Origin of the sequence: Endozoicomonas sp. ALD040 (assembly GCF_049275945.1) — a bacterium.
Taxonomy (GTDB): Bacteria; Pseudomonadota; Gammaproteobacteria; order Pseudomonadales; family Endozoicomonadaceae; genus Endozoicomonas_A.
Window position 1 is genome coordinate 2076368 of sequence record NZ_CP184829.1, and the last position, 12966, is coordinate 2089333.

The window sequence follows — 12966 nt, forward strand, 5'->3', positions numbered from 1 at the left end:
CGAGTCTAAGCTGTCGAATCCATTTTGAATGTTTTTTTCCTACAAGGATAAATACCCACCTTGAAGTTTTGAAGGAGTCGGGCATGGGACCTGTTAACAGCAATTCGGGTATTGACTCGCCAACACATGGACAAGCTTACCTTGAGGAAGTGCCAACGGTTGTCAGTGCAGGCAGGGAGATTAGTGTATACAACCAAAACCAATCGCCATTGCTCCGTTTACCCTACGAAACAAAATCGATGATTATTCGCTATTTGGGTTTTCGCGAGATTACCCGTTTGGCAAAGGTATGCAGGTATCTTCGCGATCTTGTTGAAAACGATAAAGCACAGGAAAGAGCATGGGGTCGCCGGTTTCCTTCACAACACCAATATCAACTAAAAGCCACGATAACGAAAAAAGATGAGCAACAACTCCGTGATTGGTTGGCGCCTTTTGCTAATAAGGACACTGCCGAGTCGCTCATTGAACACCGAAAGAATATTCATTTCCCTGTTGAGTTACTTTTCACCAACAGTAAATTGATGTCTCTATGTAAAAAATTCAAGCTAGTGGAAAAAATCAGGATTACTCATGCTGGTCCTGTCTCCGAAGCCACTTTCAGTCCCGATGGCCACTTCCTGGCAACCGCCAGTTTTGATAACACAGCAAAAATCTACCGCCTGCAGGCCAATGGATTATGGGAAGAAAAAGCCACTATTACCCATAATCGTATGGTCTTGTCAGCCAGCTTCAGCCCCGATGGCCGTTATCTGGTCACTGCCTGTCACGATGGCACAGCGAAAATCTGTGGTCTGAAGGATGATGGATCATGGGAAGAAAAAGCCATTATTCACCATATTGATCATGTCAGTTCAGCCAGCTTCAGTGCTGATGGTCGCCGTGTGGTGACTGCCAGTTTGGGTCATACGGTGAAAATCTTTGGTCAGGGGGACGATGGATCATGGCAACAGGAGGGCATTATTGACCATAGTAGTCCGGTCTGTTCGGCCATGCTCAGCGCCAATGGCCATCATCTGGTGATCTTCGATGAAGATTATGTTGTAAAAATCTACGCCCAGGGGGTCGCTGGATCATGGTTGGAAAAAGCCACTTTTCAACACAAGAAAGCAATCAGCTCAGCCAACTTCAGCGCCGATAGCTGCCATCTGGTAACCGCCAGTTTTGATTGCACGGCGAGAATCTGTGGTCTGCAGGCTGATGGATCATGGAAAGAAATAACGGCTATTCATCATAGTGACGTGATCGGCTCAGCCACCTTCAGCGCCGATTGCCGTCATGTGGTCACTGCCAGTATGGATGGCAAGGCGGAAATCTATAGCCAGAAGGCCCCTGCATCATGGCAACATAAAGCCTGCATTTCCCACAACGGAGGGATCAACTCAGCCAACTTCAGCAGCGATTGCCTCCATGTGGTGACCGCCGGTGGTGACAACACGGCAAAAATCAGTGGCCTGCAGGCCGATGGATCATGGCAAGAAGAAGACAGCATTATCCATAAGGAGTGTGTCATCTCAGCCACTTTCAGTGCCGATGGTTGTCATTTGGTCACTGCCAGTGCAGATGGTACAGCGAAAATTTGTGGCCAGGAGGCCGACGGATCATGGCTGGAAAAAGCCACCCTCCAACACGAGGATGAAGGTGCAGTCCAATGGGCCACCTTCAGTGCCGATAGCCGACATGTGGTAACCGTCACCGAGTACGCAGCGAAAATCACTGAGCTATTTTTCCCGGATCAGGGCGCTTCTTTTTCTTATTTCCACTGACCTCAATATTTTGAACTTCCGTCGTGAAAATGACTCTAACAGATCAAATCAACTTTAGATGTCTTTTCCAGGCAGGGGTAAGTAATGACTTTTGAACACAAGAGGAGCCAGACATGAACCCTTTGAACAACAATTCCGGCCGTGACGATTTACTCCCGCCAGCACCCAGGCGACCTCGACTGGAGGAAGCGGCAACAGGTGTCTGTGCAGGCAGAGACGTTAATGTATATCACCAAAATCAATCGCCATTCCTCTGTTTACCCTACGAAACAAAATCGATGATTATTCGCTGTTTGGGTTTTCGCGAGATTACCCGTTTAGCAAAGGTATGCAGGCATCTTCGTGATCTTGTTGAAAACGATAAAGCTCTGGAAAGAGCCTGGTTTCGCCGGTTTCCTTCTCAACACCAATATCAACTAAAGACCACGATAAAGAGAAAAGATGAGCAACAACTCTGTGACTGGCTGGCACCGTTTGCGGATAAGGACACTGTCGAGTCACTTTTCAAACAACGAGGAAGTACTTACTTTCCTGTTCAGCTCCTTTTCACCAACAGTAAACTGATGTCTCAATGTAAAAAATTCAAGCTGGCAGAAAAAGCCAAAATTACCCACGCTTCTTATGTCACCACAGCCACCTTCAGCGCCGACAGCCGCCGTGTGATGACCGCCAGTGTGGATCATAAGTTGAAAATCTATGGCCAGGAGAGTGGTGGAACCTGGGAAGAAAAAAACACTATTACCCATGATGGTTCAGTCATGTCGGCCAGCTTTAGCACTGATGGCCATCATGTGTCAGCCACCGGTTGTGATAAGACATTCATTATCTACAGTCAGGCGGACAATGGATCCTGGGAAGCAAAAGCCACCATTCCCCATGTTCCCACTGCCAAATCAGTCACCTTCACTGCTGATGGTCGCCGTTTGGTGACTGCCGGTACAGATCACACGGTAAAAATCTTTGGCCAGGGAAACAATGGATCATGGGAATTAGAGGACACCATTGACCATACCACTCCGATCGAATCGGCCAGGTTCAGCGTCGATGAGAGTCTTCTGGCGATCCACGATACACATTTCGTTGTTACAACCTATGGCAAGGGGGCCGCTGGAAAATGGGTGGAGAAAGCCACCCTTCAAGGCACCCATATCGCACTTGCCGATATCAGCGCCGATAGCTGTCACCTGTTAACCAAAGATTCAGGTTACAAGGCAAGTATCTTTAACCTGCAGGCCGATGGATCATGGAAAAAAGCGGTCACGATTTCCCATGATTATATACTCGAAACAGCCACCTTCAGCGCCGATAGCTGCCATGTGGTGACCGCCAGTTGGGATTACAAGGCGAAAATCTATAGCCGCAGAGCCGATTCATCATGGCAAGAAAAAGCCTGCATTACCCACAAGTACGAAGTCATCTCAGCCACCTTCAGTGCCGATTGCCTTCATGTGGTGACTATCAGTAAAGATAACAAGGCAAAAATCAGTGGCCTGCAGGCCGATGGATCATGGCGAAAACAAGCCAGCATTACCCATAAGGAAAAAATCCTCTCAGCCACCTTCAGTGCCGATGGTCGTCTTGTGGTGACCGCCAGTGCAGATGGTACGGCGAGAGTTTTTGGTCTGCAGACCGAAGGGAAGTGGCTGGAAAAAGCCACCATCCGACACGAGAGAGGAGTCCTCTCAGCCGACTTCAGTCCCGATGACCGATATGTGGTGACCATCAGTAATGATTACAGTGCAAGAATCACTGAGCTGCGGAAGGACGATGATGATCAAATGAGCATAACCCACCTCTTGTCTGAGGCTAGTTGCCTCCTCTTTTGATCCATTACCTTGAAAAATTTTCCCGGATCAGGGCTTTTTTTTTCCTCGTTTCTCTGACCCCAATATTGTGAACTTTCATCCTAAAACTGAGTCTAAGTCGTCGAATTCATTTTGAATGTCTTTTTCATACAAAAAAGATAAATACTCACATTGTAGTTTTGAAGGAGCCAGAAATGGGCCCTGTTAACAGCAACTCGGGCATTGACTCGCCGACACCTGGACAACCTCAACTTGGGGAAGCATCAACAGTTGTCAGTGCAGGCAGGGAGGTTAGTGTATACATGCAAAATCAATCGCCATTCCTCTGTTTACCCTACGAAACCAAATCGATGATTATTCGCTGTTTGGGTTTTCGCGAGATTACCCGTTTGGCAAAGGTATGCAGGCATCTTCGCGATCTTGTTGAAAACGATAAAGCTCTGGAAAGAGCCTGGTATCGCCGGTTTCCTCCACGACACCAATATCAACTAAAGGCCATGATAACGGAAAAAGATGAGCAACAACTTCGTGACTGGTTGGCGCCGTTTGCAAATAAGGACACTGTCGAGTCACTTTTAAAACAACGAGAAAGTACTTACTTTCCTGCTCAGCTCCTTTTCACCCGGAGTAAACTGATGTCTCAATGTAAAAAATTCAAGCTGGTAGAAAAAGCCAAAATTCCCCATGCTGGCATCAGCAAAGACACCTTCAGTGGCGTCGGCCGCCGTGTGGTGGCCGCCAGTGAGGATCATAAGTTGAAAATCTATGACCAGGAGAATGGTGGAACCTGGGAAGAAAAAAACACTATTACCCATAATGGTGCAGTCATGTCGGCCAGCTTGAGCTCTGATGGCCGTCATGTTTTAGCCGCCGGTTATGATGCGACAGTCACTATCTACAGTCAGGCGGACAACGGATCCTGGGAAGCAACAGCCAGCATTCCCCATGTTCTCAATGTCAGATCCATCACCTTCACTGCTGATGGCCGACGTTTGATGACTGTCGCTCCAGATCACACGGTGAAATTCTTTGGTCAGGGGGACGATGGATCATGGGAATTAAAGGACATTATTTACCATACCAGTCCGGTCATTTCGGCCAGGTTCAGCGTCGATGAGAGTATTCTGGCGATCCGCGATATAAATTCCGTTGTTACAATCTACGGCAAGGGGGCCGCTGGATCATGGCTGGAAAAAGCCACCCTTCAAGGCACCCAGGAAGCAATTAAAGATATCAGCGCCGATAACTGCCACCTGTTAACCAGAACAGGTTTGGAGATAAATATTTTTAACCTGCAGGCCGATGGATCATGGAAAAAAGCGGCCACGATTTCTCATGATTATGAACCCATCTCAGCCACCTTCAGCGCCGATAGCTGCCACGTGGTAACCGCCAGTAAGTATTACAAGGCGAAAATCTATAGCCGGAGAGCCGGTTCATCGTGGCAGGAAAAAGCCTGCATTACCCACAATGACGAACTCTTCTCAGCCACCTTCAGTGCCGATTGCCTCCATGTGGCGACCACCAGTGTTGATAAGACGGCAAAAATCCATGGCCTGCAGGCCAATGGATCATGGCGAGAAGAAGCCAACATTAGCCATAAGAGCAGCGTCTCCTCAGCCACCTTCAGTGCAGATGGTTGTCATGTAATAACCACCAGTGTGGATGGTACGGCGAAAATTTATGGCCAGGAGGCCGATGGGTCATGGCTGGAAAAAGCCACCATCCGACACGAGAGACTAATCACCTTAGCCGACTTCAGTCCCGATGACCGATATGTGGTGACCATCAGTAATGATTACAGTGCAAGAATCACTGAGCTGCGGAAGGACGATGATGATCGAATGAGCACAACCCAGCACCTGCTTGAGGCTGGTTGTCTCCTCTTTTGACCCATGACCTTGAAAAAATTTAACGGATCAGGGCTCTGTTTTTTTCCTGGTTTCACTGACCTCAATATTGTGAACTTTCATCATAAAACCGAGTCGAATTCATTTTGAATGTCTTTTTCATACAAAGATAAATACCAACTCTGGAGTTTTGAAGGAGCCAGGCATGGGCCCTGTTAACAGCAATTCGGGTATTGACTCGCCAACACATGGACAACCTCAACTTGAGGAAGCATCAACAGTTGTCAGTGCAGGCAGGGAAGTTAGTGTATACCACCAAAATCAATCTCCATTCCTCTGTTTACCCTACGAAACAAAGTCGATGATTATTCGCTATTTGGGTTTTCGCGAGATTACCCGTTTAGCCAGGGTATGCAGACATCTTCGCGACCTTGTTGAAAACGATAAAGCTCTGGAAAGAGCCTGGTATCGCCGGTTTCCTCCACGACACCAATATCAACTAAAGGCCACGATAACGGAAAAAGATGAGCAACAACTTCGCGACTGGTTGGCCCCGTTTGCAGATAAGGACACTGTCGAACCACTTTTAAAACAACGAGAAAGTACTTACTTTCCTGCTCAGCTGCTTTTCACCAACAGTAAACTGATGTCTCAATGTAAAAAATTCAAGCTTGTAGAAAAAACCAAAATTCCCCTTGCTAAAGGTACCAACACAGCCACCTTCAGCGCCGTCAGCCGTCGTGTGTTGGTCGCCAGAGTGGATCATACGTTGAAAATCTATGGCCAGGAGAATGGTGGAACCTGGGAAGAAAAAAATACTATTACCCATAATGGTCCAGTCAGGTCGGCCTGCTTTAGCTCTGATGGCCGTCATGTTTTAGCCACCGGTTATGATAAGACAGTCACTATCTACAGTCAGGCAGACAATGGATCTTGGGAAGCGACAGCCAGCATTCCCCATGTTCTCAATGTCGAATCATTCACCTTCACTGCTGATGGCCGACGTTTGATGACTTTCGGTCCAGATCACACGGTGAAATTCTTTGGTCAGGGGGATAATGGATCTTGGGAATTAAAGGACATTATTTACCATATCAGTCCGGTCATTTCGGCCAGGTTCAGCGTCGATGAGAGTATTCTGGCGATCCGTGATATAAATTCCGTTGTTACAATCTACGGCAAGGGGGCCGCTGGATCATGGGTGGAAAAAGCCACCCTTCAAGGCACCCAGAAAGCAATTAAAGATATCAGCGCCGATAACTGCCACCTGTTAACCAGAACAGGTGTCGAGATAAATATTTTTAACCTGCAGGCCGATGGATCATGGAAAAAAGCGGCCACGATTTCTCATGATTATGAACCCATCTCAGCCACCTTCAGCGCCGATAGTTGCCATGTGGTAACTTCCAGCTGGGATTACAAGGCGAAAATCTATAGCCGGAGAGCCGACTCATCATGGCAAGAAAAAGCCTGCATTACCCACAAGAAAGAAGTCTGCTCAGCCACCTTCAGTGCCGATTGCCTCCATGTGGCGACCACCAGTAATGATAACACGGCAAAAATCCATGGCCTGCAAGCCAATGGATCATGGCGAGAAGAAGCCAACATTAGCCATGAGAGCAGCGTCATCTCAGCCACCTTCAGTGCAGATGGTTGTCATGTAATAACCACCGGTACGGATCGTACGGTGAAAATTTATGGTCAGGAGGCCGATGGATCATGGTTGGAAAAAGCCACCATCCGACACGAGAGAGGAGTCACCTTAGCCAAATTCAGTCCCGATGATCGATATGTGATGACCCTCGGTCTTGATAACAATGCGATAATCACTGAGCTGCGGAAGGACGATGATGATCGAATGAGCATAACCCACCTCTTGTCTGAGGCTAGTTGCCTCCTCTTTTGATCCATTACCTTGAAAAATTTTCCCGGATCAGGGCTCTGTTTTTCCTGGTTTCACTGACCTCAATAGTGTGAACTTTCAGCATAAAACCGAGTCGAATCCATTTTGAATGTCTTTTTCATACAAGGATAAATACCACCTTTGGAGTTTTGAAGGAGTAAGGCATGAGCCCTGTTAACAGCAATTCGGGTATTGACTCGCCAACACATGGACAACCTCAACTTGAGGAAGCATCAACGGTTGTCAGTGCAGGCAGGGAAGTTAGTGTATACCACCAAAATCAATCGCCATTCCTCTGTTTACCCCACGAAACAAAGTCAATGATTATTTGCTATTTGGGTTTTCGCGAGATTACCCGTTTAGCCAAGGTATGCAGGCATCTTCGCGATCTTGTTGAAAACGATAAAGGTCTGGAAAGAGCCTGGTTTCGGCGGTTTCCTTCACAACACCAATATCAACTAAAGGCCATGATAACGAGAAAAGATGAGCAACAACTTCGTGACTGGTTGGCGCCGTTTGCGGATGAGGACACTGTCGAGTCACTTTTAAAACAACGAGAAAGTACTTACTTTCCTGCTCAGCTCCTTTTCACCAACAGTAAACTGATGTCTCAATGTAAAAAATTCAAGCTGGTAGAAAAAGCGGAAATCCCCCTTGCATACGCTCTCAACACAGCCACCTTCAGCGCCGACAGCCTCCGCGTGGTGACCGCCAGTTTGGATCATAAGTTGAAAATCTATGGCCAAAAGAATGGTGGAACCTGGGAAGAAATAAACACTATTATCCATGATCGTCCAGCCAAGTCGGCCAGCTTTAGCTCTGATGGCCGTCATGTATTGGCTACCGGTTATGATAATACATTCACTATCTATGGTCAGGCAGACAATGGATCATGGGAAGCAAAAGCCACCATTCCCCATGTACTTAATGCCAGTTCAGCCACCTTCACCGCTGATGGCCGCCGCTTGGTGACTGGCGGTCCAGATCAGACGGTGAAATTCTTTGTTAAGAGAGACAACGGATCATGGGAATTAGAGGAGACTATTTACCATACCAGTGCGATCGATTCGGCCAGGTTCAACGACGATGAGAGTCTTCTGGCGATCCACGATATACATCTCGTTGTTACAATCTATGGCAAGGGGACCGCTGGATCATGGGTGGAAAAAGCCACCCTTCAAGGCCCCCAGACCGAAATCGCCAATTTCAGCGCCGATAGCTGCCATCTGTTAACCTTCAGTCCAGGTCACAAGGCAGATATCTTTAACCTGCAGGCCGATGGATCATGGAAAAAAGCAGCCTCAATTTATCATGATAATTTGATCATCACAGCCACCTTCAGCGCCGATAGCTGCCATGTGGTGACCGCCAGTTGGGATCACAAGGCGAAAATCTATAGCCGTAGGGCCGATTCATCATGGCAGGAAAAAGCCTGTATATCCCACGCTAGAAACATCAGCTCAGCCACCTTCAGTGCCGATTGCCTCCATGTGGTGACCACCAGTCACGATAATACGGCAAAAATCAGTGGTCTTCAGGCCGATGGATCATGGCAGGAAGAAGCCAGCATTATCCATAAGCGCAATGTCACCTCAGCCTGCTTCAGCGCCGATGGTTGTCATGTGTTAACCGCCAGTGCGGATGGTACGGCGAAATTTTGTGGTCTGCAGGCAGATGGGTCATGGCTGGAAAAAGCCACCATCCAGCACGCAAGAGGAGTCACCTCAGCCAATTTAAGTCCCGATGATCGATACGTGCTGACCGTCAGTGTTGATTACAGTGCGAGAATCACTGAACTGTGGAAGGACGATGATGATCGAATGAGTGTAACCTGACGCCTGCCTGATTAGTGGTCTCCTCTTTTGACCCATGACCTTGAAAAATTTTCCCGGATCAGGGCTCTGTTTTTCCTGGTTTCACTGACCTCGATATTGTGAACTTTCATCCTAAAACTGAGTCAAATGCATTTTGAATGTCTTTTTCATACAAGGATAAATACCACCTTTGGAGTTTTGAAGGAGTAAGGCATGAGCCCTGTTAACAGCAATTCGGGTATTGACTCGCCAACACATGGACAACCTCAACTTGAGGAAGCATCAACAGTTTTCAGTGCAGGCAGGGAGGTTAGTGTATACAACCAAAATCAATCGCCATTCCTCTGTTTACCCCACGAAACAAAATCGATGATTATTCGCTATTTGGGTTTTCGCGAGATTACCCGTTTAGTAAAGGTATGCAGGCATCTTCGCGATCTTGTTGAAAACGATAAAGCTCTGGAAAGAGCCTGGTTTCGGCGGTTTCCTTCACAACACCAATATCAACTAAAGGCCATGATAACGAAAAAAGATGAACAACAACTCCGTGACTGGTTGGCGCCGTTTGCGGATGAGGACACTGTCGAGTCACTTTTAAAACAACGAGAAAGTACTTACTTTCCTGCTCAGCTCCTTTTCACCAACAGTAAACTGACGTCTCAATGTAAAAAATTCAAGCTGGTAGAAAAAGCCAAAATTCCCCGTGCTGGCGGTATCAACGGAGTCTCCTTCAGTGCCGTCAGCCGTCGTGTGGTGGTCGCCAGTGCGAATCGTAAGTTGAAAATCTATGGCCAGGAGAATGGTGGAACCTGGGAAGAAAAAAACACTATTACCCATCATAATGGTGCAGTCATGTCGGCCAGCTTTAGCTCTGATGGCCTTCATGTGTTAGCCATTAGCTATGATAATACAGTCACTATTTACAGTCAGGCGGAGAATGGATCTTGGGAAGCAAAAGCCACCATTCCCCTTCTCAATGTCAGATCCATCACCTTCACTGCTGATGGCCGCCATTTGATGACTGTCGCTCCAGATCAGACGGTGAAATTCTTTGGTCAGGGGGACAATGGATCATGGGAATTAGAGGACATTATTTACCATACCAGTCCGGTCAATTCGGCCAGGTTCAGTGTCGATGAGAGTCTTCTGGCGATCCAGGATACACATTTCGTTGTTACAATCTATGGCAAGAGGGCCGATGGGTCATGGGTGGAAAAAGCCACCCTTCAAGACACCCCGAGCGTAATTGTCAATATTAGCGCCGATAGCTGCCACCTGTTAACCTACAGTTCAGATCGCACGGCAAATATCTATGACCTGCAGGCCGATGGATCATGGAAAAAAGCAGCCACGATTTATCATGATGATGCAATCGCCTCAGCCACCTTCAGCTCCGATAGCTGCCATGTGGTGACCAACGGTTGGGATTGCAAGGCGACAATCTATAGCCGGAAGGCTAATTCATCATGGCAAGAAACAGCCTGCATTACCCACAAGGGCATAGTCTTCTCAGCCACCTTCAGTGCCGATTGCCTTCATGTGGTGACCACCAGTACTGATAACACGGCAAAAATCTATGGCCTGCAGGCCAATGGATCATGGCGAGAAGAAGCCAACATTAGCCATAAGAGCATCCTCTACACAGCTACATCATTCAGTGCCGATGGTCGTCTTGTGGTTACCGCCAGTGAGGATCGTACGGCGAAGGTTTTTGGTCTGCAGACCGAAGGCGCATGGCTGGAAAAAGCCACCATCCGACACGAGAAAGGAGTCACCTTAGCCAAATTCAGTCCCGATAGTCGATATGTGATGACCCTCGGTGTTGATAACACTGCGATAATCACTGAGCTGCGGAAGGACGATGATGATCGAATGAGCATAACCCACTTCTTGTCTGAGGCTAGTTGCCTCCTCTTTTGATCCATTACCTTGAAAAATTTTCCCGGATCAGGGCTCTGTTTTTCCTGGTTTCACTGACCTCAATAGTGTGAACTTTCAGCATAAAACCGAGTCAAATGCATTTTGAATGTCTTTTCATACAAAGATAAATTCCCACTTTGGAGTTTTGAAGGAGCCAGGCATGGGCCCTGTTAACAGCAATTCGGGTATTGACTCGCCAACTCATGGACAACCTCAACTTGAGGAAGCATCAACGGTTTTCAGTGCAGGCAGGGAGGTTAGTGTATACCACCAAAATCAATCGCCATTCCTCTGTTTACCCTACGAAACCAAATCGATGATTATTCGCTATTTGGGTTTTCGCGAGGTTACCCGTTTAGCCAAAGTATGCAGGTATCTTCGCGATCTTGTTGAGTACGATAAAGCACTCGAAAGAGCATGGTTTCGCCGGTTTCCTTCACAACACCAATATCAACTAAAGGCCATGATAACGAAAAAAGATGAGCAACAACTCCGTGACTGGTTGGCGCCGTTTGTGGATAAGGACACTGTCGAGTCACTTTTAAAACAACGAGAAAGTACTTACTTTCCTGCTCAGTTCCTTTTCACCAAGAGTAAACTGAAGTCTCAATGTAAAAAGTTCGAACTGGTAGAAAAAGCCGAAATTCCCCATTCTGAAGTTATCAACACAGCCACCTTCACCGCCGACAGCCGCCGTGTAGTGACCACCAGTTGGGATAATAATTTGAAAATCTATGGCCAGGAGAATGGTGGAACCTGGGAAGAAAAAAACACTATTACCCATAATGGTGCAGTCATGTCGGCCAGCTTTAGCTCTGATGGCCGTCATGTGTCAGCCACCGGTTATGAAAACACAGTCACTATCTACAGTCAGGCAGACAATGGATCCTGGGAAGCAAAAGCCACCATTCCCAATGTTCGTAATATCAGTTCAGTCACCTTCACTGCTGATGGGCTTCGTTTAGTGACTGCCGGTACAGATCACACGGTGAAAATCTTTGGCCAGGGAGACAATGGATCATGGGAATTAGAGGACACCATTTACCATACCACTCCGATCGAATCGGCCAGGTTCAGCGTCGATGAGAGTCTTCTGGCGATCCACGATACACATTTCGTTGTTACAACCTATGCCAAGGGGGCCGCTGGAAAATGGATGGAGAAAGCCACCCTTCAAGGCACCCATATCGCAATTGCCGATATCAGCGCCGATAACCGTCACCTGTTAACCAAAGATTCAGGTTACAAGGCAAATATCTTTAACCTGCAGGCCGATGGATCATGGAAAAAAGCGGCCACGATTTCCCATGATTATACACTCGCCACAGCTACCTTCAGCGCCGATAGTTGCCATGTGGTGACTTCCAGTTGGGATTACAAGGCGAAAATCTATAGCCGGATAGCCGATTCATCATGGCAAGAAAAAGCCTGCATTACCCACAAGGACGAAGTCTTCTCAGCCACCTTCAGTGCCGATTGCCTTCATGTGGTGACCATCAGTAAAGATAACACGGCAAAAATCAGTGGCCTGCAGGCCGATGGATCATGGCGAAAACAAGCCAGCATTACCCATAAGAACGTACTCCGCTCAGCCACCTTCAGTGCCGATGGTCGTCTTGTGGTTACCGCCAGTGCAGATGGTACGGCAAAAGTTTTTGGTCTGCAGACCGATGGGGCATGGCTGGAAAAAGCCACCATCCGACACAAGGAAGCAGTCAACTCAGCCGACTTCAGTCCCGATGACCGATATGTGGTGACCATCAGTAATGATTACAGTGCGAGAATCACTGAACTGTGGAAGGACGATGATGATCGAATGAGCCTGACCCAACGCCTGCCTGAGGTTAGCTGTCTCCTCTTTTGACCCATGACCTTGAAAAATTTTCCCGGATCAGGGCTCTGTTTTTT

Annotated in this window: 7 protein-coding genes; all 7 read left to right on the forward strand. The window is 47.5% G+C overall.

Annotated elements, in window-relative coordinates:
• Positions 1-83: 83 nt before the first annotated feature.
• The 7 genes from ACOJUN_RS06945 to ACOJUN_RS06975 all read left to right on the forward strand — a co-directional run bounded on the left by ACOJUN_RS06945 (position 84) and on the right by ACOJUN_RS06975 (position 12922).
• Positions 84-1766, forward strand: a complete 1683-nt coding sequence (locus tag ACOJUN_RS06945) for an F-box/WD repeat-containing protein (protein WP_422135931.1) — start codon at positions 84-86, stop codon at positions 1764-1766.
• Positions 1767-1879: 113 nt separating this feature from the next.
• Entirely contained in the window at positions 1880-3592 is a 1713-nt protein-coding gene (locus ACOJUN_RS06950; RefSeq protein ID WP_422135932.1) for an F-box/WD repeat-containing protein, read from the forward strand.
• A 173-nt stretch (positions 3593-3765) separates the two neighbouring features.
• Positions 3766-5463: an F-box/WD repeat-containing protein gene (locus ACOJUN_RS06955; RefSeq protein ID WP_422135933.1), complete on the forward strand. Its 1698-nt coding sequence runs from the start codon at positions 3766-3768 to the stop codon at positions 5461-5463.
• Between the two features lie 163 nt (positions 5464-5626).
• The gene (locus ACOJUN_RS06960) at positions 5627-7327 is read left to right on the forward strand and encodes an F-box/WD repeat-containing protein (RefSeq protein ID WP_422135934.1); all 1701 of its coding nucleotides are present in this window, start codon (positions 5627-5629) and stop codon (positions 7325-7327) included.
• 161 nt (positions 7328-7488) lie between these two features.
• Positions 7489-9159 (forward strand): F-box/WD repeat-containing protein, encoded by a 1671-nt coding sequence (locus ACOJUN_RS06965; protein ID WP_422135935.1) that lies wholly within the window; start codon positions 7489-7491, stop codon positions 9157-9159.
• A 192-nt stretch (positions 9160-9351) separates the two neighbouring features.
• Positions 9352-11058, forward strand: a complete 1707-nt coding sequence (locus ACOJUN_RS06970) for an F-box-like domain-containing protein (protein ID WP_422135936.1) — start codon at positions 9352-9354, stop codon at positions 11056-11058.
• Between the two features lie 160 nt (positions 11059-11218).
• Positions 11219-12922 (forward strand): F-box/WD repeat-containing protein, encoded by a 1704-nt coding sequence (locus ACOJUN_RS06975; RefSeq protein WP_422135937.1) that lies wholly within the window; start codon positions 11219-11221, stop codon positions 12920-12922.
• The last annotated feature ends 44 nt before the right edge of the window (positions 12923-12966 follow it).